Source organism: Micromonospora sp. NPDC049089 (assembly GCF_040648775.1).
Lineage (GTDB): Bacteria > Actinomycetota > Actinomycetes > Mycobacteriales > Micromonosporaceae > Micromonospora.
This window is the reverse complement of sequence record NZ_JBEZEH010000023.1, coordinates 1-25,276: the sequence shown is the minus strand read 5'-3', so window position 1 is coordinate 25,276 and position 25,276 is coordinate 1. Positions and strand designations below refer to the sequence as shown.

Genomic DNA, 25,276 nt, shown 5'->3' with positions numbered 1-25,276 from the left:
GGGTGCGGTCAGATGGAACCACCGGCGCGTCCACCGTCGGCCATGATCGGAGGGGGTACGCGTGGAGGCGCTCATCCTGATCGTGGCACTCGGCGCCACCGTCCTCGTCGGCACCACCCTCGGTGGCCGGTACCGGGTCGCCCCGCCGGTCCTGCTCATCGCGTTGGGTGTGCTGCTCGGGCTCACGCCGCCGCTGTCCGAGGTCACCCTGGAACCCGACCTGGTCCTGCTGATCTTCCTGCCGGCGATCCTGTACCGGGAGAGCCTCACCATCAGCCTTCGGGAGATCCGGGCCAACCTGCCGGTGATCGGGCTGCTCGCCGTGGTGCTGGTGGTGCTCACCATGGTCACCGTGTCGTTCGCCGCGCAGGCGTTCGGGGTGAACCCCGCAGCCGCCTGGGTGCTCGGCGCGGTCCTCGCGCCGACCGACGCGGCTGCGGTCACCGGCCTGGCCAAGCGGCTGCCCCGGAAGCTGCTCACCACACTGCACGCGGAGAGCCTGATCAACGACGGCACGGCGCTGGTGATCTTCGCTGTGGCCGTGGGGCTGCTCAGCCACAGCGCCGAACCCGGTGTGCTGGGCATAGGCGAGGAGTTCGTCGGCGCCAGCGTCGGCGGTGTGGTCGCCGGCCTGCTGGTGGGGGCCGCAGTGGTGCTGATCCGCAAACGGCTCGACGATCCGTTGCGGGAGGGCGCGCTCAGCGTGCTGACCCCGTTCGGTGCCTTCCTGCTCGCCGACTCGGTGCACGCCAGCGGTGTGCTGGCGGTGGTGGTCGCCGGCCTGGTGCTTGCCTACGCCGGCCCACGGGTGATCCGCGCCCGGTCCCGGGTCCTGGCGTACGCGTTCTGGGACCTGTCCACCTTCCTGATCAACGGCGGGTTGTTCGTCCTGCTCGGCACGCAGATTCCCCGCGCGGTCCGGGGGATCACCAGCACCTCGCCCCAACGGGCTCTGGTGATCGTGCTGGTGGTCACCCTGGTCGTGATCGGCACCCGGCTGCTCTTCGTCTACCTCACCGCACAGATCGCGAGGCTGCGGCGTCGCCGCATCATGGACCCGAGCCAGGGGCCGTCGAGCTGGCGGGTCGGAACCGTCGCGGGCTGGTCCGGCTTCCGGGGCGCGGTGTCGCTCGCCGCAGCCCTGGCCGTCCCGACGGTGATGGTCGACGGTCGGCCGGTGGTCGAACGCGACCTGATCATCTTCGTCACCGCGCTGGTGATCGTGCTGATCATGCTGCTTCAGGGCACCACCCTGCCGTTGGTGGTGCGCTGGGCCGGGCTCACCAGCGACCCGGAACGCGTCGACGAGGCCCGCAACGCCCGGCGGCGGGCCACCGAGGTGGGCCTGGCCGCCCTACCGCAGGTCGCCGCGGAGGTCGGTGCCCAGGACGACTCGGTGCGCCGGCTGGAGGCCGAGTACCGGCGGCATCTGAAGGACCTCAACGAGAGCGGCGGGAGCACCGCCGAGGAGCGCCGGTTGGAACACCGACTGCGCCTCGGCGTCCTCGCCCACAAGAGGCGGGAGGTCACCCGACTGCGCGACAGCCGGGAGATCGACGACCTGGTGCTCCAGGAACTCCAGTCCGCGCTGGACAACGAGGAGATCCGGCTGTTGGGCCGCGGACCCACCGAGTGACCGAGTGCTCAGAGCACCTGGTCGAGGAACCGGCGCAGCCGCGGGTGCTCGGCCCGTTCGAAGATCGCCTCGGGTGGGCCGGCCTCCAGCACCACGCCCCGGTCCATGAAGGCGACGGTGTCGGCGACCTGCCGGGCGAAGCCCATCTCGTGGGTCACGACCACCATGGTCATGCCGGCGGCGGACAGGTCGGCCATCACCCCGAGGACGCCCTTGACCAGCTCCGGGTCGAGCGCCGACGTCGCCTCGTCGAAGAGCATCACCTCGGGGCGCAGTGCCAGCGCGCGGGCGATCGCCACCCGCTGCTGTTGACCACCGGAGAGCTGCGCCGGCCGGGAATCCGCCTTGCCGGCCAGCCCCACCAGCTCCAACTGGGCCCGGGCCACGGCCTCCGCCTCGTCAGTGTCGAGCTTGCGCAGCCGGCGCAGCGCCAGCGTGACGTTGCGCAGCACGCTCATGTGCGGGAAGAGGTTGAACTGCTGGAACACCATGCCGACCCGCTGCCGCAGCGCGTCCGGGTCGTCGCCCAGCACGCTGCGCCCGTCCAGCAGCACGTCGCCCCGGTCCGGTTCGATCAGCCGGTTGATGGTGCGCAGCAGCGTGGACTTGCCCGACCCGGACGGGCCGATGACGCAGGCCGTCGCGCCCCGCGGCACCGAGAGGTCGACGCCGCGCAGCACCCGGTTCGGCCCGAAGGCGAGGTGCACGTCGCGTACGTCGAGGCTGACCGAGGTGGTCGTTTCGGTGGTGGTCATCGCCGGTCTCCCTGGGTGGCGGTGGGCAACAGGGGCTCGTCGTCCTCGTCGTCAGGTGCGGTGGCCGGCCGGCCGTTGCGCAGCCGCCGGTCGATCCAGTTGACGACGTGTGTCAGCGGGACTGTCAACGCCAGGTAGAAGAGCCCCGCCAGCAGCAGCGCCGACTCGTTGCCGGTGGTGGCCGCGTAGTCCTGCCCGATCCGGAACAGCTCCCGCTGGCTGGCCACCAGGCCGAGGAAGTAGACCAGGCTGGAGTCCTTGATCAGCGCGATGAGCTGGTTGACCCAGGCCGGCAGCACCCGCCGGATGCCCTGCGGAATGATCACCAGCCGCATCGCGTCGGCCCAGGAGAAGCCGAGCGCCCGGGCGCCCTCCAACTGGGCGGCCTCCACCGACTGGATGCCCGAGCGGAAGATCTCCCCGATGTACGCGGCGGCGATGAGCGACAGCGCCAGAATGCCCAACGGGTAGGGATCCGGCCCCCAGACCTGCATGCCCAGCGGGGCCAGCCCGACCCCGATCAGCAGGATCGTCGCCGCGGCCGGAAGCCCCCGGAACACGTCGGTGTAGACCCGCGCCGGCCAGCGCAGCCAGCGGCTGCGGGAAATCCCGGCGACGGCCAGCAACAGGCCCAGCACCGAGCCGAGCAGGGCGGCGGAGACCGCCAGGATCAGCGTGTTGGGCAACCCGACGGTCAGCATCTCGGGCAGCGCCTCGCGCATCGCGTCCCAGTCGAAGAAGGTCTCCCACAGGGTGCTCAACGGATCCATCGGTTGCTCCTCCTACCGCCCCGCTCGCTCGTCACCGGCTCAGGACGCGGCCGACGCGGACGCCGACGGCGCGACCTTGACCGCGCCGCTGCCCGGGGCGAAGTCCGCCGGGATCGGACGGCCCGGGTAGTACTGGGCCTGCAACCGGGTCCAGGTGCCGTCGGCGATGACCTCGTCGAGGGCCTTGTTCAGCGCCTCGCGCAGCTTGTCGTTCCCCTTGGCCACCGCGTACGCGGTTGGTGCCGGGCTGAGCTGCTTGGCCGCCACGGTGATCTTGCCCTTGCTGTCGGCGGCCGACTTCTCACCGATCTCCGCCGGGGCGATCCAGGCGTCGGCGGTGCCCGCCTTGAGCTGGTTGATCGCGCCGTTGTAGTCCGGCACCCGCACCGGGTTGAGCTGCTTGCCGGTGGCGTAGTCGTCCTGGACGGTGCCCTGCACCACCACGACCCGCTTGCCAGCGAGCTGGTCGAAGCTGGTGATCGGCGAGCCGGTCGGGACGTCCAGGCCGAAGTAGCCGAAGTCGTAGCCGTTGCCGAAGTCCACAGTCTTCTTGCGGGCCTCGGTGATGGTGATCGAGGAGCTGCCGACGTCGAACTTGCGGTTGTTGACCTGGCTGAGCAGCGCGGAGAAGTCGGTGCCGACGAACTCGACAGTGAGGGAGAGCTTGCCGGCCACGGCGGTCAGCAGGTCGTTGTCGAAGCCGGTGAACTTGCCGTCCTCGAGGTACACGTTCGGCGGGGCGTCGGTCAGCGTTCCGGCGCGCAGCACTCCCGACTTGGCCAGGCCGTACGGGTTGGCGTCGGCGTCGGAGGAGCTGTCGTCTCCGCAGGCGGTGAGGGCGGTGGCGGCAAGGATCGTGACAGCGCCCAGGGCGGCGGCGCGGGTCAGGGCAGGAAGGAATCGCACTGGTGTCTCCGAAGGGTGGTGTCTCGGCGCGCACGGACGTGCGCCACCGACGGCGCGCCCGATGGGCGTACCGGTGGGAAAGGAGCTCGGGAAGGGGGTGCTAGAGCGCGGTGCCGCGACGACAGGCGGCGCTGCACATTCGCATCATGTCCACGTGCCGTCGCCGGATCAGTGCGGGCGAGGGTCGACCGGTGCGGGAGTCCGCGACGTCGGTCGGTGGGGTGGTGCTGAGGATGATGCGCATGGTTCTCCCGGGTCTGTGCTGACCTGGGTGCCAGGCCACGCTTGCACCGACGTCCTGCCGGTGCCTGGTCTTCACCCGGGGCACCCCACCGCGGAGGAGGGTTGCCGGCCAGCGAGCCGGGGCTTCGCGCTGGCGCTCATGACCTGCGCCGAGGCTAGCAGCAGGAAGGGGTGGATCGTCCAGTCGGTATGACCACGCTCACTGTGCGCGACGGACTGCCGGCTCGCAGGTCAGCCGGCATGCACGTGCGGTCGACGGTGTGGGTCGGGCTCCTGGCGGCGCAGGATCTCCCGGGTCACCGAGGCGATGGCACCCTGTCCGAACGCCAGGTAGCGCAGGAAGTTGCGGGTCGGGCCACCCTCGGACCACTCGAAGTAGATGTGAGGGCGTCGACGGCTGCGGTCGCGGATTTCCAGCAACAGGGCGGCGAGCGCGGTGGGCACCGACGAGCTGGCCAGGCTGAGCACCGGGAAGCGGCCGTCGACCACCCCGCCGCTGACCAGCAGCTCGGTCTCGAAGTCGGACGGGTCGGTGACAGTGACCTCGACGAAGATGACGTCGCTGTCGTCGGGAAATTCGTTGTCCGCCATGGTCTGCGCCAGCTTGGCGCGGTACTCCGCCTCGTCGCGCCGGTCGGGTTCGTGCGCGATGAGGCGGATCCGTCGTCCGGCGCGTTCGTCGATCATCCGAGCGGCGGTGTCGTCCAGCTCGATGTGGTCGACGCGCAGCTCGTAGGCCCGCATCAGCCGGGACAGCACCGACACCAGGATGATCCCGCCGATGAAACAGCCCGCGATCTTGACGCCGTCCGGGCGTTCCACCACGTTCGCCGACGTGGTGTAGACGAAGATCACCGCGATGACGCCGAACGCGATGGTACGGCCGCGTTGACGCTGCCGGCGCGCCGCGAGCGTCACCGCCGTCGCGGCCGAGGTGATCAACACCAGGACCCCGGTGGCGTACGCGCCGCCCTGCGCGTCCACGCTGGCCTCGAAGACGATCGTGATCAGAAACGCCACGGCGGTGAAGACCAGCACCAGCGGCCGGACGGCTCGCGCCCAGGTCGGCGCCATGCCGTAACGGGGCAGGTAGCGCGGCACGAGGTTGAGCAGACCAGCCATCGCCGATGCACCGGCGAACCAGAGGATTCCGATCGTGGACAGGTCGTAGATGGTGCCGAACACCTCGCCGAGGTGGGCGTGCGCCAGGTAGGCCAACGCGCGCCCGTTCGCCGGTCCACCCGGCCGGAAGGCCTCCGGTGGGATGAGCACCGTGGTCGTCACGCTGCTGGTGATCAGGAAGACGCTCATGATCACCGCTGCGGTGGTGAGCAGCCGGCGCGCGCCACGGATCCGGCCCAGCGGTCGTGCCTCCGAGTCCTGCGGGTCACCCCGTACGCTCGGCATGACCGCCACCCCGGTCTCGAAGCCGGACAGACCCAACGCCAGCTTCGGAAAGACCAACAGCGACAGCCCGACCACCAGCCACGGATCGCCGTGCCCGGTGGTCAGCATCGTGGTCCAGTCGCCGACCGCGCTCGGATGCGTCGCCACCCGCCACAGCGCGTCGGCCACCACCACCGCGTTCAACGTCAGGTAGACCGCGACCAGGACGACGGCGATCCCGATGGCCTCGGTGAATCCCTTGAGGAACACCGCGCCCAACAGCGACACCAGCAGCAGCGTGACCAGTACCTCGTGACCCTTGAGCCCGCTCGGCCAGAACGGGTTCTCGTCGATGTGCGCCGTCGCGTCAGCGGCCGAGAGGGTGATGGTGATGATGAAGTCGGTGGCCACGAAACCGAGCAGCACCAGCACCAGCAACTTGCCCGGCCAGTAGCTCAGCAGGCGTACCAGCATCGCGATCGAGCCCTCACCGTGTGGGCTCTCCACCGCCACCCGCCGGTAGACCGGCAGCGCCCCCAGCAGTGTCACCAGCACCAGCACCAGGGTCGCCACCGGTGAGAGCGCCCCGGCGGCCAGCGCCGCGATGCCCGGCTGGTAACCCAGCGTGGAGAAGTAGTCGACCCCGGTCAGGCACATCACCTTCCACCACGGGTGGTGCCGGCGCTCCGGCGGGCGCCCGTGCGGTCCCGGGTGCTGCACGGCCTGGTCCGAGCCGGCTTTGAGCAGCCACCCCCGCAACCGGCCGGTGCGTCTGTCGACCTTCACCGGCGCGTCCCCCGTCATCCCGCCCACGGTCACCGTGAGTATCCGCCCGGCGGGCCGGCCCCGTCCGCTGGTGCGCGGAACCCAACCGACGCCACTGCGGGTTTCAGGGCCCAGGACAGAGGGGAAGCAGCGCCCCGGGCTGGTCGGGACGGCACCGGGGGAGGGGACAGGGCATGGTCGGCGGCCGTCGCTTCCGCCCGGGTGGTGGCTTCGGCCGCCAACTCGACGAGTACGAGACGAGGGTCGGTGTGCCGCCGCCCACGGAGTCACCCGCCGCCGCGTCCCACGGCGGCCTGGTGGACAGCGCGGTCTACATCCGGGGGCACCGGTTCGCCTCGCCGTCCGGCCTCGCCGAGACGTACCGCTGCCTCCAGGAGCAGGACGGCGCAATGGCCTGGATCGGGTTGTACCGCCCCGACATCGAGCAGATCACCTCGCTGGCCCGGGAGTTTCGGCTGCACGACCTGGCGGTCGAGGACGCGATCAACGCCCACCAGCGGCCCAAGCTGGAGCGCTACGGGCACACCCTGTTCGTGGTGCTGCGTGCCGCCCGCTACGACGACCTCCGGGAGGAGGTCGAGTTCTCCGAGTTGCACCTGTTCATCGGCCCGGGGTTCGTCGTCACCGTCCGACACGGTGAGGCGCCCGACCTGGCCGCGGTGCGGCGGCGGCTGGAGACCGAGGCGCAGATGCTCGCCCGGGGGCCGGAGGCGGTCCTGTACGCGATCCTCGACCAGGTCGTCGACGGGTACGCGCCGGTGGTGGCCGGACTGGAGAACGACATCGACGAGATCGAGACCCAGGTGTTCGGTGGCGACCCGAACGCCAGCCGCCGCATCTACGGGCTCAGCCGCGAGGTCATCCAGTTCCAGCGGGCTGCCCGCCCGCTGCTGAGCGTGCTCGACGCGTTGGCCGACGGCGCCGGCAGCGCCAGCGCCGACGAGGAGCTGCGCCGCTACCTGCGCGACGTGACCGACCACCTGACCCAGGTGGTGGAGCGGGTGGACGGTTTCCGGCACCTGTTGCAGAACATCCTCACCGTCAACGCCACCCTCGTCTCGCAGCAGCAGAACGAGGAGATGCGCAGCCTCACCGCGGCCAGCTACAGCCAGAACGAGGAGCTGAAGAAGGTCTCCTCCTGGGCGGCGATCCTCTTTGCTCCCACGCTCATCGGCACCGTGTACGGCATGAACTTCGTCCACATGCCGGAGCTGAACTGGCGCTTCGGTTACCTCTTCGCGCTGCTGTTGATGCTGCTGGTCTGCGGCACCCTCTATGTGATCTTCAAGCGGCGCGGCTGGCTCTGACCCGCGCGGGCGGGTTCACTCGATGCCGCGCAGGATGTGCCGTTCGTCCTCGACGTCGTCGTCGCCGGCACTGATCCGGCCGAGCAGTACGGCGGCCGCCCAGATCGTCAGTGGCGTGGCCGCTCCGGTCATTCCCCCGCCGGTCCGGTCTTCCCGGGTCTGGCTCCGCTCCGTGCGCGGTGGCCTGCGCTGAGCCTGCATGGGCCCTGCCTCTCCTCGTCGAGCCGCCGTGGGTGGCGCGGGGTGACCCCGCGCCACACCGGCCGGGCGGACCACCTGTGAGCAGCCCACCACCGGTACGACAGCCACTCGAACCTTCCCACGCCCGGCCGCATCCGCACCGCTTGTTTTCGGGTTTCCGACTGCCGCCCGCCAAACCGGACATTACGCCTCGATGGTCGAGGTGCGGTCACGGCAGCGGGTGGGCGACTCCTCGCGCGTGGTCGGTGAGCGCCGCGCCGACCACTGTCGCGCTCAGCGGCAACACCTCCAGACAGCGGCGCACCGCGGCGGCCATCAGCGTGTTCGGCACCCGCATGGAGAGCGTGCAGTGCGGCACCCACCGCCCCGGCCGGTAGTGCTCGGCGAGGGCGATGCCGGCGGCGGCGAGCCGGTCGTGCACCAGCCGGTGATGAGCGAGCAACTCCGGGGTGGGCGCCGGCCCGAGCCAGAGCACCCGACCGACGAACTGGCCGGCATGCTGGAAGTCGAGCCGCAGCGGGGCGGCCACCACAGTCCCCTGTAGCGCCTCGGCGACCTGCTCCGGGTCGAAACGGGGCGCCACCATGAGCGAGACGTGCGGACGGTGGCGCTGCTCCAGCAGCGAGCGCATGCTCTGCACCCCCTCGGCCTCCAGCGCGTCCCAGAGCACCCGGATCCGGCGGGTGGCGTCCGGGTCCAGGTACAACTCCACCGCGGCGACCATTCGATCACCGTAGCGGCCGAGGTTTGCGCGCCATGGGTTGGCGGTACCTGTTCGGAAACCGACCTGGAAGGCGTACCCGTGAACGTGAGTGACCTGCTGACCGAGGCGTACGACAGGCTGCCCGACCTCGTCCGCGCGGCGGTCGACGGCCTCAGCCCCGAGCAACTGCGCCACCAGCCCGGGCCGGGCGCCAACTCGGTCGGCTGGCTGGTCTGGCACCTCACCCGGGTGCAGGACCACCACGTCGCCGACCTGCTCGACGCCGAGCAGATCTGGGTGAGCGGCGACTGGGCGGGTCGGTTCGGGCTCGCCGCCGACCCCGACAACACCGGCTACGGGCACTCGCCCGCTCAGGTCGCCGCCGTGCGGCCGGAGAGCGCGCAGGCGCTGATCGACTACTACGAGGCGGTCGCGGCGCGTACCGGAAGCCTGCTGGCCGGCCTGGGCCCGGCGGACCTGGACCGCGTGGTCGACGAGGCGTGGGACCCGCCGGTCACCCTCGGCGTCCGGTTGGTCAGCATCGTCGACGACGACCTGCAACACGTGGGCCAGGCCGCCTACGTGCGCGGCCTCATCCAGGCCGACTGACCACCGGGCTCACGGCACGATCACCGCCCGGCCCTCAAGGGTCCCGTCGCGCAACTGGCGGTACGCGTCCAGCGCGTCGTCCAGCGCGAAGGTGGTGGTCTTCGGACGGACCAGGCCCCGGGCACCCAGGTCGAGCACCTCCACCAGCTCGGGGCGGCTGCCCCAGTACGTGGTCGCGATACTCACCTCGTAGGGCACGGAGAAGAACGACACCCCCACGGTGCCGCCGCCGATCCCCACGATGGTCAGGTCGCCCACGGTGCGGGCCGCCGCCACGCCGAGCGCCAGGGTGGTGTCCGTGCCGACGAAGTCCAGCACCACGTCGGCGCCCCGCCCGTCGGTGGCGTCCCGGATCTCCTCGGCGGCGGTCGGGCCGGAGGTCACGGTGCGCTCGGCGCCGCACTCCTCGGCCAGCCGCAGCGCCTCGGCCCGGGTGTCCACGGCGATCACTCGGGCGGCTGTGGTGGCTTTGAGGATCTGCACACCCACATGCCCCAGCCCGCCGACCCCGATCACCACGGCCGTGCTGCCCGGTGGCAGCTTCGGCCAGGAGCGCCGGACGGCGTGGTACGGGGTGAGCCCTGCGTCGGTGAGCGGTGCGGCCTGTGCCGGGTCCAGACCCTCCGGAAGAGGCACGACGTGCCGCGCGTCCGGGACCAGCTCGAACTCGGCCATGCCGCCGTCCAGTCCAAGGCCGCCGCCCCCGCTCGGTACGGGCGCAGCGGACTGGTTCTCGCAGTACGGGTCGATCCCGACCCGGCATCGGGCGCAGGTGCCGCAGCCCCACGCGCCGAAGACGGCGACCGGTTGGCCGACCGACAGCCCGGTCACCCCGGCACCGAGGGCGTGCACCCAGCCGGCGTTCTCGTGCCCGAGAGTGAAAGGTGGGTTCCAGGGCATCGTGCCGGGCTCGAACTCGTCCATCAGGTGCAGGTCGGAATGGCAGGCGCCGGCACCGCCGATCCGGACCACCACCTGACCTGGCCCCGGCGTCGGATCGGGAACCTCAACCAACTCCGGTTCCGACTTCCACTCCCGCAATCGCAGCGCGCGCATAACCGGTGCTCCCGTCCGCTCGGCTGAACCACTGGGCTGCCCACCTCGTCCCGGAGCAAACGGGCCGACGCCGCAGCAGATCTGGCACCTCACCTGTTTCGGGTGAACCGGGCTCACCCCGACGCGGGTGATCCTGCGGGGAACCGTGGGGAGGGGAGCCGATGGGCGCGACGGCGGAGCAGTACCTGCGACGGCTGGACACCGGTCGGCGGCCCGACCTGCCGGAGACCACAGCGGGAACGCTGCGGCTGGACGTGCGCGACGACGGCAGCACCGATCACTGGTACCTCACAGTCGCCGACCAGCAGGTTCAGGTGGCACGGTCGGCCGACGACGCCGACCTGGTCGTCAGCGCGGACCGTCGGGTGTTCGACCGGATGGTCAACGGGCAGCTGCACCCCGGCGCGGCTCTGCTGCGCAACGACCTCGCCCTTCACGGCGACATGCGACTGCTGATGCTGCTGCGGCGGATCTTCGCGGGGCCGAGCGGCGCCCGGCATCCCCGGGAGCTCGGCCGCGCTGCCCTTGCCGCTCGGCCCTCGGACCGGAGCGCGGCGGGTGCCCAGGCCTCAGACCGTCGCCCGGTGCACGCTTGGGAGGGACGGTCGTGAGGCAGGAACTGCTCCACGTGATCGCCGGTAACGTGTTCGCGATCTCCGACGCTCAGGGCGACATCGAGGCCGACCCGCGGTCACCCGTCGGGCTCTTCGCGTACGACACCCGTTTCCTGTCCCACTGGGTGCTCAGGATCGACGGCGAACGGATCAACGCGCTTTCCCGCGACGACCTGACGTACTTCGAGACGCGGTTCGTCCTGGTCCCCGGCGCGGCCAGCCACTACGTCGACGCCGACGTGTCGATCATCCGCCACCGCTCGATCCACGACTGTCTGCACGAGAGCATCACGGTGCTCAACCACTCGTCGGAGCCGGCCGACTTCACGATACGAGTGGAGATGGGCAGCGACTTCACCGACATCGCCGAGATCGGGCACCTCCGCCAGCGGGCCGTCGAGGTCGCTGCGGACTCGACGAACCAGCAGCTCGTGCTGCGGTACCAACGGCAGCGCTTCGTCCGCCAGACCACAGTGCGGAGCACCGAACCGGTCGAGGTGGACGAGGGAGGAATGACGTTCCGGGTCCGGATCGCCCCGGAGGGGCAGTGGGAGACCGACCTGCACATCTCCATGACCATGGGCGGTGCGGAGGGGCAGGACGTCCGCGACTCCCTGGAGTCCCACCAGCGGGCCGTGCGTACCGGGATGCGCGAGAGCCTGGCGAACTGGATGGACCAGGCGCCGCAACTGGTGGCCGAACGCGCCGGACTGGAGGAGATGTACCGGGGCAGCCTGGCCGACCTGGCGGCACTGCGGTACCAGCCGCTGTCGTACGACGCCCGTGTGCCGATCGCCGGTCTGCCGTGGGCGATGTGGTTGTGCGGACGGCACAGCATCATCACGTGCCTGGAGACGCTGGCGTTCACCCCGCAACTGACCCCCGCGACGCTGCGGATGCTGGCCTTCATGCAGGGCGGCCATCTCGACGACGAACTGGACGAGGAACCAGGAAAGATCCTGGCCCACCTCCGGTACGGCGAGTCCGGCGCGTTCGGCGACCGGGCTAACGCGCTGTACTACGGATCGGCGGACACCAGCCCGCTCTTCGTCGTCCTGCTCGACGAGTACGAGCGGTGGTCCGGTGACGGGAACCTGGTACGCGAGTTGCGCCACCCGGCCCGGATGGCGCTGGACTGGATCGACGAGTACGGCGACATGACCGGAGACGGCTATGTGCGCTACCAGCGTCGAAACGAGCGCCACGGTGCCGTCAACCAGTGCTGGAAGGACTCCCCGGACGCAATCACCAGCGCCGACGACAGGCAACCCGCATTCCCCCGCGCCACCTGCGAGTTGCAGGGCTACGCGTACGACGCGAAGAGGCGGGGCGCCCGGCTGGCCCGGGAGTTCTGGGACGACCCCGCGTACGCCGACCGGCTGGAGCGGGAAGCCGCGGCGCTGAAGGACCGCTTCAACCGGGATTGGTGGCTGCCCCACCGGGACTACTACGCGTTGGCACTCGACCCGTACGGTGAGCCGGTCGACGCGTTGGCCTCCAACATGGGGCATCTGCTCTGGAGCGGGATAGTCCCGGACGACCGCGCGGAGACGGTCGCCGAGCACCTGGTCGGACCGCGCTTGTTCAGTGGTTGGGGGGTGCGCACCTTCGCCACCGGGCAGCGCCCGTACAACCCGGTGGGCGCCCACCTGGGGGCGGTGTGGCCGGGCGACAACGCTCTGATCGCCGCTGGTCTGCGCCGTTACGGCTGCGACACGCACGCGGCCACGATCGCGGGCGGCATCTTCGACCTGGCGCAGACTCTCGGCGGCGCGGTGCCGGAGGCGATCGCCGGGCACGAGCGCAGCCTGACGAAGTATCCGGTGCAGTTGCCAGGGGCCGCGCGCCCGCAGTCGTGGTCGTCCGGGGCACTGCTGATGCTGTTGAGCACCACCCTGGGGTTGCGACCCACCGGCGACAACCTGCTGGTGAACCCGGCCGTGCCCGAGGGGTTCGGTCGGCTGGAGCTGCTGGACATCCCGGGCCGCTGGGGCCACTCCGACGCCTACGCCAGGGACCGCACCACCGAGGTTCGGGCACGCACCCGACTCCGCTGAGGCTTGTCGGCGACCACCGCGCGACCCGCCCGCGCGGTGGTCGGGTCAGCCCATCGTCTTGGCGCCGTCGATCGACTCCCGCAGGATGTCGGCGTGCCCGGCGTGCTGGGCCGTCTCGGCGATCAGGTGCAGCAGCACCCGCCGGACCGTCCAACTCGCTCCCGGCTCGAACCAGGGCGCCTGCGGCAGCGGGTGCGCCGCGTCCAGGTCGAGAGTGGCGGTCAACTCGTCGGTCCGGGCGGCCACCTCCTGGAAGCGCTCGACCAGCCCGGCGAGGGTCTCGCCCGGCAACATCTGGAACTGACCGACCCAGTCGATCTCCTCGCGGTTCATCGCCTCCGCACCACCGGCGGCGAAGAGCATCCACCGGTGCTCGACGCCGGACACGTGCTTGATGAGGCCGCCGAGGCAGAGCCCGCTGACGGTGGGGTGGCTGGCCGCCTGCTCGTCGGTGAGCCCGTCGACCGTCTGCAGGAGGAAACCGCGGTGCCTGCGGAGTGTCTGCAGGAGATCGGCGCGCTCGCCGGTGAGCCGCTCAGTGCTGGTCATGCCGCCACCCTTCGTTGATGTCCACCCGGTGCCACCGTAGGGCGAGGCACCGACACTTCCCGGGCACGACACCTCCTCGACCGAAGACCCGCCAGCGGTTGCCGATCCGCGCCGATGGCGGTCCACTGAATGACATGGGTGTGATTAAGGTGGGCACGTCGTCCTGGGCGGACCAGTCCCTGCTGCGTTCCGGGTGGTACCCACGCTCGGCCAGCACGCCGGCCCGTCGACTGGGCTTCTACGCCAGCCAGTTCCCGATGGTCGAGGTGGACACGTCCTACTACGCCATCCCGGTGCCGGAGACGACCCAGGGCTGGGTGGACGCCACACCGGACGACTTCACCTTCGACGTCAAGGCGTTCAGCCTCTTCACCGGTCACCCGACACCGGTCGCCGTGCTGCCACGGGACCTGCGACCGGCCGGCGGCCCGAGCCGGATCCGCCGCCGGGACCTGCCGGAGCCGGCGTACGACGAGCTGTGGGCCCGGTTCCGCGCGGCCCTCGACCCGATCGCGGCGGCCGGCAAGCTCGGTGTGGTGATGTTGCAGTTCCCGCCGTGGCTGGTGCGTAGCCCCGCTGCCGAACGCCGGATCGTCGAGCTGGCGCAGCGCTGCCGCCCGTGGCGGGTCGGTGTGGAGCTGCGGCACGGCTCCTGGTTGGACGACGACGCGGCCGCGGACACTCTGGACCTGCTACGCGCCCACGACCTGTCCCTGGTCTGCGTCGACATGCCACAGGGGCACCCGTCGTCGGTGCCGCCGATCCTGACCATGACGGCGGAGCCGGCGATCGTCCGGTTCCACGGTCACAGCGACGCCTGGCGTGAAGGCGACAAGCAGGACAAGTTCCGGTACGCCTACGCCGAGGACGAGCTCCGACACTGGGCCGGGCTGCTGGCCGAGTTCGCCGACCTCTCCGACGAGCTGCACGTGCTGTTCAACAACTGCTGCGCCGGGCAGGCCCAGCGCGACGCCACCCGACTGGCGCAACTGCTCGCCGAGACGATGCTCGTCGAACAGGCCGTTCCGGCGACCGGCTGATCTCCGCACCGGTCACCTGGCCCGACGCCGGTCCGCTCAGGACCGGCGTCCCCGGCTGCGCAGGGCGTCCTGGGTCGACTCGCCGATGTCCGCGTCGTCGGGGAAGCTCCTGCCGCTGGGGGCGGGATCGGGTGGGGCACCGGGTCCGGCCATCGTCGTACGGGTCGGCTCGACCGAGCCGAAGCCGTGTCGTCCCGCCGGGTCCGACCGGCCCACCGGGGCACCCGCGCGTCGCTCTCCGCGCCGTCCCGCGGGCACCGCGGTCTCCTCGCTGCCCTCGTCCATCGGTGAGTCGTCGCCGGTGCCCCAGGGCGCGTCGGCGTCGAAGTCGTCGCCGGTGCCCCACGGCTTGGTCGCCTCCGGCTCGAGCCGGTCGTTGTTCCCGCTGCGTCCCTCGTGCGCCGTCATGGCCACCCCGCTCGTCGGTCCGCCGCTACGGCGGACGATGTGCCGTCCTCGGGCCGGGACCGCCCGCCCGAGCGCGGCGTACGACATGTCGCCGGCACGCCCGCCGCCCGCGCGGGACCGGTCATCGCTCCGGTGCGCGAGCAGGCCGGTCAGCGCCCCGCCGTCGAGGTGGCGGCGGGACGCCGACCGGCCTGCCGTTCAGCGTCCGGCCATCGCCATCGGCCGCTTGCCGTTGCTCATTCCCGCCATCTTGATCATGCCCTTCGAGGCGCCCTTCATCCCACCGGCGCGACCGAGCATCCCGCGGAACACCTGGCCGGGCTTCTGCTGCTCACCCATGTACGCGGTGACCACGACCAGGGTCCCGGTCAGCGCCGGAATGGCCCACTGGAGCAGCTTCATCTGCCGCTGCGACGAGGCCACACTGGCCGGTGTCTGGTGGTTCGGCTCGGTGGCGCCGCTCACCGACGGACCGCCCGCCTTTTCCAGCCGCATGCCGACCAACCGGCTGTAACCGGTGACCGCCAGCGCGCCGATGGTCAACGCGGTCTTGATGGCGCTGGCCCGGCCCACGCCGGCCTGGGCCGCCACCCGTGGGCTCTCGGTCACCAGCTCGCCGACGGCGCCGGCCAGGTGGGCGCCGATCGCGGCCGCGTTGACTGGTGTCCACTTGGACCATCCGGCCGAGGCGACCGGGAGCCGCTGGGTCGAGTCGCTGATTTTCGCCGCTGCGCCGTTGACACCGAAGGCACCCATGAGGGAGCCGCCAAACCAGGCCGCCAGGCCCAGATCGTGCATCGAGCGCAGTGCGGTATGCCGTTCGGACATGTGATCCCCTTCCGCCGTGTCGGGCGGTGCGGCTTACCCGCCGGTCGAGCGGCTAACCCCGCCCCGGGCGGGCCGATCACCGCCGTGGCGGGCCGCTACCGGACATCAGCGGTGTCGGCGGTTCTACCTGCCCAGGGCAGGAGTCGTTCGCCCGGCGGCGGGTAGATCCCGAGCGACGCCGACGAGAGGGGAACGCGATGTCGCAGCCGGACGAGAGCCGGGAGAAGACCCCCAAAACAGACGCGGTGCTCATGCACCCCGACAACGACCCACACCGGAACACCGCAGAGGTCCCACCCCGCAAGGAGCATGCCGAGATCCAGGTGGAACGGGACGGGAAACTCGTGCCGCTGGACCAGGACGAGTGAGCCGACCGGCCGGTACGGCTCAGCGGGGCGGCAGGTCGCCGACGAAACCGGCGATCCGCCGCGCCAGCGGGGCGCTCGCGCGGACCCAGGTGAAGTGGTCCAGTGTCGCCCCGGCCTGCGCCACTGTGTAACGCTCCCGGGTCACCGGCGCGTCGACGAGCTTCGCGCAGAGGTGGTCCATTGTCTCGTGCGGGGTGAACTGGTCGTCGTCCACACTGACCGCCAGCACCGGGGTCCGCACCGCGCGGACCGCCGCCTCGCTGTCCGTACCGTCGAGCCGGGGGAAACGGCCGGTCCGCGCCGTGTACGCCCAGTCACGGACCACGCCGCGCGCCTGCCGGCCGCCGAAGCCCCAGCCGGGCCAGACCCCGAGCAGCGCCGCCGTCGCGGCGATCCCCTGGGTGAGAGGCAGCACGCCGAGGCCGCGCCGGCCCGGGTAGGTCCGCCAGTACGGGATGCCGACGGCGATGAGCGCCAGGCCGTCCACCTCGTCGGTCCCGTGCAGGGCGAGATGCAGCAGGCTGGCCTGCCCGCCGAGTGAGTGCCCGAGGAGCAGTCGGGTGCGCCCGTCCAGTCGCGGCTTGAGAGCGGCCAGGACGGCGCCGACGTCGTTGGCCAGCTCGGCGTAACCGTGCCGGTCCGCCCGACTCGGCGTGGGCGTGCTCGCCCCGGTGCCGCGCAGGTCGGCCACGACCACGGCGAGCCCGGCGGCGCGCAGCTCGGCGGCGAAGGGCCGGTAGTACCGGGCCCGGACCCCCATCGCCGGCCAGATCACCACCACCGGCGCGCCGGTCACCCCGGGCGGCTCCGGATAGACCTGCACACCCAGCCGGCCACCGTCGACGTCGACGAACTCCTGCGCGTATTCCGGGTCCCCGTTCACCGACCCAGCCTACGGCCTGACGTTACCGGCGGGTAGTAGCCGGCCGTGCGGCCCCACGACAGCGACGGGCAGACGTGCCGCGCGCTCGCTGGACGCGACGGAGGGCTCCGCCGATCGGCGGAGCCCTCCGAAGGACGCTGTGGTCAGGAGAGCGAGATCGCCCCGTTGCTGGCCCGGACGCAGGCCACCGCTCGGGCGCTGGTGGACGCCGCGCCGCTCAGGCACTGGCCGAGCACCTGGTGCCCGGTGGCGTTCGGGTGCCACGACTCCTGGCAGGTCTGGAAGTAGCTGACGCAGGTGTTGGCGATGCGCTGGATGGCGATCTTGTCCTTGCCGGCGAGGCTGGTGACGAAGGTGCCGGTCGCGCCGTCCTGGAGCCGGATCGGGGTGGCCAACGCGCCACTCGGGCTGCTGGTCTGCTCGCAGAGCCGGGCACCGTTGAAGGCCTGCTGCACGTTGAGGTACACCAGGTCGTCGGCGGGGAACTCGGCGGCCAGCGTGTCCCGGGTGGACTTCACGATGCCGCCCAGACCCTGGGAGAAGCGGTGCCCCGGCGCCAGGCTGGCCCGGTGGATCGGGCAACCGGCCGCGTACCGCTCGGCACCCAGGTCACGGAACTTGTCCCGGGTGTCGTCCCGGCTGTCCTCCTCGTGGAACTGCTGGTTCAGGTCCAGCGGCAGTGGGTTCGTGTAGTCCTGGAACACCACCCGGTGCTGCCCGTCCGCGTCCACCTGGTCGAGGGTGGTCAGGATCTGGCGTACGGCTGCGGTGGTCTCTGCGGTCGCGGCGCTGAGCTGCGCGGCGGTGGCCAGGTCGGCGTCGCTGCACGGCTTCTGCTCCACCGGCCCGTTCAGGTACGCCCAGAACTCCCACCAGCCGGTCCAGGCGTCGGCGATGAACCGGTTGGCGCACTTCTCAGCGACGCTGCCGAAGGTGAACGAGCTGTTGTTGGAGCCGAGGCCGATCAGCACCAGGTCGATGTCCTGGGTCTGCGCGACGGCGCGCAACTGGCTCAGCTGCGAGGCCACGGTACGACCGTTGGTCCGCGCCTGGGAGGCGTTGGCGATGTCGTGTGGCTGGCCACCGGAGCAGGCCAGGTTGAACCGGTTCTGGATGCCCGGCAGGTTGGCCTGGTTGAGCGAGGCGTTCGCCGAACGGTGGCAGAAGAACGCGTTGTTGTTCGCCGCCGTCCAGCCGGGGAAGCCCTGGCTGACTCCGTTGACGTCGACGACCGGGGTGTACGCCCCGGCGCCCTCGCCACTGATGAAGCTGTCCCCGAGTGCCACCGCGGCGGTGGGCAGCGCGGCAGCCGCGGGTGCGGGCAGCGCGACGGCGGTCGACAACGCGGCCATGGCGATCGTTAGTCCCGCGGCGAGCGCGGTACGCCGGAACCTGGGCATGGGGCCCCCAACCATCGAAAGATGAAAGATTCTCTGAGAGCGCGATCAGATCACCCCGGCGCGACAGGCGTCAATGGCCCGTAACAGATTCGTTCGATGAAAGACACGGGCGCGTAGGCATGACCCGCTACCGCGTTGAGTTGGCCCCGCGTGCCGGTAGGCGGTGTCTCTGCGTGGTTTCATGATCACCCGAACGCTGTTCGTTGGCTCACGTCCGGACGGCCACGCGCGGCGGGTCGCGTAGGTCCTCCGGTAGTTGTCCTAGCCTCGGGCTAGGCTCGCTGCGGCGCGCCACGCCGGCTGATGTCGCCGGTAACCGGCAGCACACCGCCGAGACCGGGGAGTACGACCAGTTGACCGCAGAGCCAGACACCCTGTACGGGGCCGATGACCTCACCCACCTTGAGGGGCTGGACGCTGTCCGCAAGCGGCCCGGCATGTACATCGGTTCCACCGACAGCCGTGGCGTGGGTCACCTCGTCAACGAGATCCTCGACAACTCCACCGACGAGGGTGTCGCCGGTCACGCCAGCCACGTCGAGGTGATCCTGCACGCCGACGGCTCGGTGCAGGTCGACGACGACGGCCGGGGCATCCCCACCGACGTGCACGCCAAGTCCGGCATCTCCGGCGTCGAGCTGGTGCTGACCCGGTTGCACGCCGGCGGCAAGTTCGGCGGCTCCGGCTACAAGACCTCCGGGGGCCTGCACGGCGTCGGCGCGTCGGCCGTCAACGCGCTGTCCCGTCGCTTCGACGTGACCGTCCGCCGGGCCGGCAAGATCCACGCGATGTCGTTCCGACACGGCGTCCCGGGCATCTTCGACGGCGACGGGCCGGAGGCCCCCTTCACCGCCGGCCCCGGGCTCCAGGTGACCGGGGCCATGAAGCGCGGCCAGCGCACCGGCACCTCGATCCGCTGGTGGCACGACGCCCGCTACTTCGAGACCGGCGCCGCGCTCGACGTCGACGCCGTCCGGATGAAGCTGCGCAACACCGCCTTCCTGGTCCCCGGCGTGACCTACCTGCTTCGCGACCTGACCGGTGAGGCGCCCGCGGAGGAGCGGTTCCACTACCCCAACGGGCTCAGCGACATGGTGGAGTTCCTCGCCCCGGCCGGCGACCGGCCGGTCTCCGGCACACTGCTGGTCAACGGCGAGGGCACCTACCGGGAGAACGCCGCCGACGCCAACGGCGTCATGCAGTCCAACGTGCAGCGGCGCGCCGAGGTCGAGGTGGCGTTCCGGTGGGGCACCGGTTACGAGCGCACCGTCGAGTGCTTCACCAACACCATTCGTAACGCGCACGGCGGCACCCACCGCAAGGGTTTCGAGCGGGCCCTCGTCCGCGCGCTCGCCGACGCGATCCGCAACACCCGCGGTCTGCTCAAGGCCAAGGAGGAGCCCCCCACCCTGGACGACGTCCTGGAGGGGATGACGGCGGTGGTGCACGTGCGGATCCCCGAGCCGCAGTTCACCTCGCAGACCAAGGACGAGCTCTCCACCACCGGCATCACCAAGGTTCTCCAGTCCCTGGTCGACGCGCACATCAAGGCATGGCTGGAGGACCGGCGCACCAAGGCCGAGGCGCGCACCGTCCTACAGAAGATCGTCGACGCCGCCCGGGTGCGGCTCACCCAGAAGCAACAGAAGGACGCCGCTCGGCGCAAGACCGCCCTGGAGGGCGCGTCCATGCCGCCGAAGCTCGTCGACTGCCGGGCCACCGGCATCGATCGCAGCGAGCTGTTCATCGTCGAGGGTGACAGCGCCCTGGGCACGAGCCGGATGGCCCGTTCCTCGGAATACCAGGCGCTGCTGCCGATCCGCGGCAAGATCCTCAACGTGCAGAAGGCCAACCTCCAGCAGGTTCTGGACAATGCCGAGTGCGCGGCCATCGTGCAGGTCCTCGGCGCCGGCTCGGGGCGCACCTTCGACCTCTCCGCGCTGCGCTACGGTCGTGTGCTGATCATGGCCGACGCCGACGTGGACGGCGCCCACATCCGTACGCTGCTGATCACTCTGTTCGCCCGGTACATGCGACCGCTGATCGAGGCCGGTCGGCTCTACGCGGCGATGCCACCCCTGCACAAGATCACCACCAAGGGGCGCAGTCCGCAGACCGTCTACACCTACACCCAGGCCGAGATGGAGACGACGGTCCGCAAGCTGGAGAAGGCCGGCAAGCAGATCGTCACGCCCATCCCACGGTTCAAGGGTCTCGGTGAGATGGACGCCGACGAGTTGTGGGACACCACGATGAACCCGGCCACGCGGGCCGTCCGCCGGATCACCCTCGACGACGTCGACGCCGCCGAACGCATCCTCGAACTGCTGATGGGCGAGAAGGTCGAGCCGCGCCGCAACTGGCTCATCGACTCCGCCGACCGCGTCGACCGGGATGCGATCGACGCATGAGCGCCCGTTCCGTTCCAGTTCCAGTTCCAGTGGAGAGCTGAGTCATGGCACGCCGTAAGGAAAACAAGGTCGACCTCTCCTCGTTCGACCAGGCCGGCGCGCGGGTGTTCGACAACCCGCTGGTCACCGAGGTCTCCGACTCCTACCTGGAGTACGCGTTCTCGGTCATCCACTCCCGCGCCCTGCCCGACGCCCGCGACGGCCTCAAGCCCGTGCACCGGCGCATCCTCTGGTCGATGTACGAGCAGGGCTACCGTCCGGATCGCGGGCACGTGAAATCTGCCCGAATTGTCGGCGATACAATGGGAAAGTATCATCCACACGGTGATACGGCGATTTACGACGCTATGGTCCGCCTCGCGCAGGACTTCTCGCTCAACGTGCCCCTCATCGACGGGCATGGAAATTTTGGATCTCCAGACGACGGCCCGGCTGCCAGCCGTTACACCGAAGCCCGAATGTCCCGCGAGGCCATGCTGCTCGTCGGTGAGCTGGGCGAGGACACCGTCGATGTCGAACCCAACTACGACGGGTCGCTGACCCAGCCGACAGTGCTGCCGGCGGCCTTCCCCAACCTGCTGGTCAACGGCGCGTCCGGGATCGCGGTCGGGATGGCCACCAACATGATCCCGCACAACCTGGCAGAGGTCGTCTCCGCGGCCCGCTGGCTGATCAACCACCCGGACGCCACTCTGGACAAACTCATGGAGTTCGTCCCCGGCCCCGACCTACCCACCGGTGGGGTGCTGCTCGGCCTGGACGAGGTGCGCCGGGCGTACGAGACCGGCCGCGGCGTGGTGCGGATGCGCGGCAAGGTGGAGATCGGCCCGATCGAGGGCAGCCGGGGCCGTCAGGCGATCACCGTTGTCGAGCTGCCCTACGGCGTCGGCGCGGAGAAGGTCATCGCCGCGATCACGAACGAGGTCACCAAGACCAAGCGGCTGACCGGCATCGCGGACGTCAAGGACCTCACCGACCGGGAGAGCGGCACCCGGCTCGTCGTGGAGTGCAAGGTCGGAGTCAACCCACAGGCGCTGCTCGCCGACCTCTACCGGTTGACCCCGCTGGAGCAGTCGTTCGGCGTCAACAACCTGGTCCTGGTCGACGGGCAGCCGCGCACGCTGGGCCTCAAGGCGCTGCTGGAGGTCTTCCTGGCCCACCGGTACGAGGTGGTCACCCGGCGCACCTCGTACCGTCGGCGTAAGCGTCAGGAACGGCTGCACCTGGTCGACGGCCTGCTGATCGCGCTGCTGGACATCGACGAGGTGGTCCGGCTGATCCGGGGCAGCGACGACGCGCAGGCTGCGAAGGACGGGCTGATGAGCCGGTTCGGCCTCTCCGACATCCAGGCCACGTACATCCTGGACACTCCGTTGCGCCGGCTGACCAAGTTCGACCGGATCGAGCTGGAGGCCGAGCAGGAGCGGCTGCGCTCCGAGATCGCCGAGCTGAGCAAGATCCTCGACGACGAGCGGGTGCTCAGAAAGGTCGTCTCCGACGAGCTGGCGGCCGTGGTCAAGCAGTTCAGCACCGAACGTCGCACGACGCTTGTCGACGGTGACCTCAAGGAGGTGTTGGCCGCGTCCGCGCCGGCCGGCCCGCTGGAGGTCGCCGACGACCCGTGCCAGGTGATCCTCTCCGCGACCGGGCTGGTCGCCCGGACCGCGGCCGAGTCGGAGGAGAGCTCCGAAGGGCGCCGACGCAACGGCCGGGTCAAGCACGACACGGTACGCGCCACAGTGCACTCCACCGCCCGTGGTCGGGTGCTGCTGTTGACCAGCGCCGGTCGGGCGTTCAAGGTCGACGTCCTGCCGCTGCCGGTGCTGCCCGAGCAGGCGGGCACCGTGTCACTGCGTGGCGGTATGTCCGCTGCCGAGCTGGTGCCGTTGGCGGCGGGGGAGACCGTCGTCGGCCTGGCCCCGCTCGGCGGGCAGGCGGAGGGCTCACCGGGGCTGGCGTTGGGCACCCGGCAGGGCGCGGTGAAGATCTGCTCGCCGGAGTGGCCGGTGCGCTCGGACGAGTTCGAGGTGATCGGTCTGCGCGACGGTGACGAGGTGGTCGGGGCGACCTGGCTGACCGACGGCACCGAAACGCTGACCTTCGTCACCTCGGAGGCGTCGCTGTTGCGCTTCCCCGCCGGGCTGGTGCGGCCGCAGGGCCTCAAGGGCGGCGGTATGGCCGGCATCAATCTGCCGGTCGGGGCGCGGGTCGCGTTCTTCGGCGCGGTGCGCACCGACGACCCGGGGCACGGCGAGCCGATGGTGGTCACCTCCACCGGCGCGACGGTCAAGGTGACGCCGTTCAAGGCGTACCCGGCAAAGGGCCGGGCGACCGGCGGCGTGCGCGCGCACCGCTTCCTCAAGGGTGAGACGGACGTGGCCGTCGCCTGGGTGGGCCCGCGACCGGTCGGCGCGACCGGCACCGGCGAGCCGGTCGAGTTGCCCGCTGCGGACCCACGCCGCGACGGAAGCGGCTTCGCGGTGATGCTCGGCCCAACGGTGGTAGGCCACCTGATCGAACGCGACTGACCCCTCACCCGTTGTCGTGCCGCCCCCGGGGCGTGCCCCGGCCCAAAGATCCGCACGACGTGGGGGAAGTTGCTGCTTCCGGGATGCCGCAGGCAGCAGTTTCCCTGAAGCTGCGCGGATCTTGACGGTCGAGCCGCCGAAGATCGTGCTCGATCCAGGAAGTAGTGGTTTCACCGACGCGGTGATGCCACTCGATCCTGGATCCAGCACGATCATGCGGAGTGGGGCGTCCGCTGGCGGGGTATGGTGGTGCCCTCTGTTGTCGGTGAGGGTCCGGGTGCACCGCGAAGCACCCCTCAACATGATTTCTTCTTTGTCCGGCGGAGTCGCCGGCGCGGCGTGAGCGCCGCCATCCGGGTCCGGCCGAGGCGTGAGTTACGTGCCGCCCGCCGTCCCCGGCCACACCGCTGTTGGGGTCACCTGATCGCCGCGCCGCTCTGGCCGCTGCACGGCGCGAACCTGGGCACCCTGTTGCGTACGTGCGACGCGGTCGGCGCCTGCCTCGCCGTGCCGCCGTTCCCTTGGGTGGACGAGGCCGTCGCCCGGGGCAACACGCTGCGCCAGCCGGGCTGCGTTCACCGGGTCGGCAGTCCGCTGCGCTGGCTGGCCGCCGAACGGGCCGCCGGTGCCCGGGTCCTCGGGGTGGAGTTGGCCGACGAGGCCGTCCGGCTCGGTGATCTGCCCGCCGCTCGGAGCCGTACCGTGGTGCTGTTGGGCCACGAGGCGACGGGCATCCCACCCGAGGCGCTCGACCAGCTGGACGCGGCGGTGGAGATTCCCATGGTCGGCCACGGCCACAGCCTGAACGTCGCGGTCGCCGGCTCTCTGGTCCTCTACAAACTAGCCGGCCTCCTCTAGGGCAGCCGCCAGTCGAGATGTGGCCGGGACGGACCGGGCTGCCCGATGCCAAGAACCGTGAGGTAGGTCCGGACAACCGGACCGGCCGCGTCCGGACCTACCTCGCGAGTCGCTGGTCGCTCGTGGCGGTCGGGCCACTCGCGATGCCTGTGCTGGGCGAGGTCAGCAGGTGCGGGAGTTGTAGGCGGCCCAGTAGGGGCCGCCGCCCTGAGGCGGGTAGAACCGGTAGTTTCCGTCGGGCGAACGCTGCAGGACGAACTGGTGCGAGCCGTACGGGCTCCGGGAACCCGTCGCCCCGCGGTACACCACGTACACCCATCCGTTCTGGCTGTCGTCCTGCACCAGCTTGTCGCCGGCCTTGGTCCAGCTGTTCCGGCCTGCGGAGCCATCCGCTGAGAGGCCCTTGTCGCGCTGGAAGTTCCTCGTCGCGGCATCGGTCTGGTCGCCGAAGACGCCGTCGATCCCGGACGAGGGCAGGTAGCCATTCGCCCAGAGGACCGTCTGCCACAGACAGGCGACGTTCGAGTTGCGGTGCGTGGTGACGTTTGTGACGCCTTCGTCATCGAAGTCGTCAGACACCGCGCCGGTGCCATGGACGTACGCCCTGCCCGTGTAGGAGCCGCTGGCTGCGGCCGGCGTGGCGATGGTGACGTTGACGCCGATGGCCAACGCTGCGCCGATGGCGGGTACCGCAGCTCTCTTGAGGACGCGGCGGATGGAGCGGTGCGACGACATGCATCTCCTTCGGTCGGGGATCATGGGGGGCAACCGACGCGCCAGCCGGCGGTGTCACGCCTGGCGCGACGAGGCGAGGCGCCTCGCGCCAGGCGTGGATGGATGGGGCGGTGAGGACGGTAGAACCGTCCTCACCCCCACCGGGGCCCCCCCGGCGAAGGTAGGGGGGGGGCCGGAAAACCCCCCCCACAAAAAAGCCATAATAATAAAAACCCCCGCCTGGACGGCGGGATGAGGGC

General features: G+C 70.7%; 24 protein-coding genes and 1 riboswitch. Of the genes, 10 read left to right on the top strand and 14 right to left on the bottom strand.

Going from position 1 to position 25,276, the window contains the following annotated elements; translation table 11 throughout:
- The first annotated feature begins 61 nt into the window (after positions 1–61).
- Positions 62–1,636: a Na+/H+ antiporter gene (locus tag AB0B48_RS06620; protein ID WP_357196877.1), complete on the top strand. Its 1,575-nt coding sequence runs from the start codon at positions 62–64 to the stop codon at positions 1,634–1,636.
- A gap of 8 nt (positions 1,637–1,644) precedes the next feature.
- Here AB0B48_RS06620 and AB0B48_RS06615 read toward each other — a convergent pair whose 3' ends face one another.
- The 5 genes from AB0B48_RS06615 to AB0B48_RS06595 all read right to left on the bottom strand — a co-directional run bounded on the left by AB0B48_RS06615 (position 1,645) and on the right by AB0B48_RS06595 (position 6,500).
- Positions 1,645–2,391, bottom strand: coding sequence for an amino acid ABC transporter ATP-binding protein (locus AB0B48_RS06615; RefSeq protein WP_355006812.1), 747 nt, complete (start codon positions 2,389–2,391; stop codon positions 1,645–1,647).
- Positions 2,388–3,161, bottom strand: coding sequence for an amino acid ABC transporter permease (locus AB0B48_RS06610; protein ID WP_357196873.1), 774 nt, complete (start codon positions 3,159–3,161; stop codon positions 2,388–2,390). Before AB0B48_RS06610 ends, AB0B48_RS06615 begins: the two co-directional genes overlap by 4 nt.
- A gap of 39 nt (positions 3,162–3,200) precedes the next feature.
- The gene (locus AB0B48_RS06605; RefSeq protein WP_357196870.1) at positions 3,201–4,067 is read right to left on the bottom strand and encodes an ABC transporter substrate-binding protein; all 867 of its coding nucleotides are present in this window, start codon (positions 4,065–4,067) and stop codon (positions 3,201–3,203) included.
- A gap of 100 nt (positions 4,068–4,167) precedes the next feature.
- The gene (locus AB0B48_RS06600) at positions 4,168–4,311 is read right to left on the bottom strand and encodes a hypothetical protein (RefSeq protein WP_355006809.1); all 144 of its coding nucleotides are present in this window, start codon (positions 4,309–4,311) and stop codon (positions 4,168–4,170) included.
- 32 nt (positions 4,312–4,343) lie between these two features.
- A riboswitch (SAM riboswitch) is annotated at positions 4,344–4,455 on the bottom strand.
- 86 nt (positions 4,456–4,541) lie between these two features.
- Positions 4,542–6,500 (bottom strand): amino acid transporter, encoded by a 1,959-nt coding sequence (locus AB0B48_RS06595; protein ID WP_357196866.1) that lies wholly within the window; start codon positions 6,498–6,500, stop codon positions 4,542–4,544.
- 155 nt (positions 6,501–6,655) lie between these two features.
- On the opposite strand from AB0B48_RS06595, the gene corA reads away from it, so the two are divergent.
- Positions 6,656–7,789, top strand: a complete 1,134-nt coding sequence (gene corA / locus AB0B48_RS06590) for a magnesium/cobalt transporter CorA (RefSeq protein ID WP_357196863.1) — start codon at positions 6,656–6,658, stop codon at positions 7,787–7,789.
- A gap of 15 nt (positions 7,790–7,804) precedes the next feature.
- On the opposite strand, the gene AB0B48_RS06585 is transcribed toward corA, so the two are convergent.
- Both AB0B48_RS06585 and AB0B48_RS06580 read right to left on the bottom strand, forming a co-directional pair.
- Positions 7,805–7,990 carry a hypothetical protein gene (locus AB0B48_RS06585; protein WP_357196860.1) on the bottom strand — a complete coding sequence of 62 codons (186 nt, stop codon included), beginning with the start codon at positions 7,988–7,990 and terminating at the stop codon, positions 7,805–7,807.
- Positions 7,991–8,198: 208 nt separating this feature from the next.
- Complete coding sequence (locus tag AB0B48_RS06580) at positions 8,199–8,714, bottom strand: 2'-5' RNA ligase family protein (protein ID WP_357196857.1); 516 nt, start codon at positions 8,712–8,714, stop codon at positions 8,199–8,201.
- Between the two features lie 78 nt (positions 8,715–8,792).
- Between AB0B48_RS06580 and AB0B48_RS06575 the strand changes: the two genes are divergently transcribed.
- On the top strand, positions 8,793–9,302 hold the full coding sequence (locus AB0B48_RS06575; RefSeq protein WP_357196854.1) for a DUF664 domain-containing protein: 510 nt from the start codon (positions 8,793–8,795) through the stop codon (positions 9,300–9,302).
- 9 nt (positions 9,303–9,311) lie between these two features.
- Here AB0B48_RS06575 and AB0B48_RS06570 read toward each other — a convergent pair whose 3' ends face one another.
- Positions 9,312–10,358 (bottom strand): NAD(P)-dependent alcohol dehydrogenase, encoded by a 1,047-nt coding sequence (locus AB0B48_RS06570; protein ID WP_357196852.1) that lies wholly within the window; start codon positions 10,356–10,358, stop codon positions 9,312–9,314.
- Between the two features lie 161 nt (positions 10,359–10,519).
- On the opposite strand from AB0B48_RS06570, the gene AB0B48_RS06565 reads away from it, so the two are divergent.
- Together AB0B48_RS06565 and AB0B48_RS06560 are read left to right on the top strand one after the other, a co-directional pair.
- Positions 10,520–10,969 carry an SCP2 sterol-binding domain-containing protein gene (locus tag AB0B48_RS06565; protein WP_357196848.1) on the top strand — a complete coding sequence of 150 codons (450 nt, stop codon included), beginning with the start codon at positions 10,520–10,522 and terminating at the stop codon, positions 10,967–10,969.
- Positions 10,966–13,029: a glycogen debranching N-terminal domain-containing protein gene (locus AB0B48_RS06560; RefSeq protein WP_357196845.1), complete on the top strand. Its 2,064-nt coding sequence runs from the start codon at positions 10,966–10,968 to the stop codon at positions 13,027–13,029. The genes AB0B48_RS06565 and AB0B48_RS06560 overlap by 4 nt, the downstream gene beginning before the upstream one ends.
- A gap of 45 nt (positions 13,030–13,074) precedes the next feature.
- Here the strand turns inward: AB0B48_RS06560 and AB0B48_RS06555 are convergent, their stop codons facing one another.
- Positions 13,075–13,578: a DinB family protein gene (locus AB0B48_RS06555; RefSeq protein WP_357196842.1), complete on the bottom strand. Its 504-nt coding sequence runs from the start codon at positions 13,576–13,578 to the stop codon at positions 13,075–13,077.
- Between the two features lie 134 nt (positions 13,579–13,712).
- On the opposite strand from AB0B48_RS06555, the gene AB0B48_RS06550 reads away from it, so the two are divergent.
- A complete protein-coding gene (locus tag AB0B48_RS06550) occupies positions 13,713–14,618 on the top strand; it encodes a DUF72 domain-containing protein (protein ID WP_357196839.1) in 906 nt (301 codons plus the stop codon).
- A 36-nt stretch (positions 14,619–14,654) separates the two neighbouring features.
- On the opposite strand, the gene AB0B48_RS06545 is transcribed toward AB0B48_RS06550, so the two are convergent.
- A complete protein-coding gene (locus AB0B48_RS06545) occupies positions 14,655–15,026 on the bottom strand; it encodes a hypothetical protein (protein WP_357196836.1) in 372 nt (123 codons plus the stop codon).
- Positions 15,027–15,224: 198 nt separating this feature from the next.
- Positions 15,225–15,854: a hypothetical protein gene (locus AB0B48_RS06540; RefSeq protein ID WP_357196833.1), complete on the bottom strand. Its 630-nt coding sequence runs from the start codon at positions 15,852–15,854 to the stop codon at positions 15,225–15,227.
- 197 nt (positions 15,855–16,051) lie between these two features.
- On the opposite strand from AB0B48_RS06540, the gene AB0B48_RS06535 reads away from it, so the two are divergent.
- Positions 16,052–16,222, top strand: a complete 171-nt coding sequence (locus AB0B48_RS06535) for a hypothetical protein (protein WP_355006797.1) — start codon at positions 16,052–16,054, stop codon at positions 16,220–16,222.
- A 19-nt stretch (positions 16,223–16,241) separates the two neighbouring features.
- Here the strand turns inward: AB0B48_RS06535 and AB0B48_RS06530 are convergent, their stop codons facing one another.
- Together AB0B48_RS06530 and AB0B48_RS06525 are read right to left on the bottom strand one after the other, a co-directional pair.
- Complete coding sequence (locus AB0B48_RS06530) at positions 16,242–17,105, bottom strand: alpha/beta fold hydrolase (protein WP_357196828.1); 864 nt, start codon at positions 17,103–17,105, stop codon at positions 16,242–16,244.
- Between the two features lie 143 nt (positions 17,106–17,248).
- The gene (locus AB0B48_RS06525) at positions 17,249–18,505 is read right to left on the bottom strand and encodes a hypothetical protein (RefSeq protein WP_357196825.1); all 1,257 of its coding nucleotides are present in this window, start codon (positions 18,503–18,505) and stop codon (positions 17,249–17,251) included.
- 281 nt (positions 18,506–18,786) lie between these two features.
- On the opposite strand from AB0B48_RS06525, the gene AB0B48_RS06520 reads away from it, so the two are divergent.
- From AB0B48_RS06520 to AB0B48_RS06510, 3 genes are all read left to right on the top strand, one after another.
- Positions 18,787–20,916 carry a DNA topoisomerase IV subunit B gene (locus AB0B48_RS06520; protein ID WP_357196930.1) on the top strand — a complete coding sequence of 710 codons (2,130 nt, stop codon included), beginning with the start codon at positions 18,787–18,789 and terminating at the stop codon, positions 20,914–20,916.
- A 44-nt stretch (positions 20,917–20,960) separates the two neighbouring features.
- Positions 20,961–23,444: a DNA topoisomerase IV subunit A gene (locus AB0B48_RS06515; protein ID WP_357196822.1), complete on the top strand. Its 2,484-nt coding sequence runs from the start codon at positions 20,961–20,963 to the stop codon at positions 23,442–23,444.
- Positions 23,445–23,783: 339 nt separating this feature from the next.
- The gene (locus tag AB0B48_RS06510) at positions 23,784–24,302 is read left to right on the top strand and encodes a TrmH family RNA methyltransferase (RefSeq protein ID WP_357196819.1); all 519 of its coding nucleotides are present in this window, start codon (positions 23,784–23,786) and stop codon (positions 24,300–24,302) included.
- 162 nt (positions 24,303–24,464) lie between these two features.
- On the opposite strand, the gene AB0B48_RS06505 is transcribed toward AB0B48_RS06510, so the two are convergent.
- Positions 24,465–25,037: a peptidoglycan-binding domain-containing protein gene (locus tag AB0B48_RS06505; RefSeq protein WP_357196816.1), complete on the bottom strand. Its 573-nt coding sequence runs from the start codon at positions 25,035–25,037 to the stop codon at positions 24,465–24,467.
- Positions 25,038–25,276 lie beyond the last annotated feature (239 nt).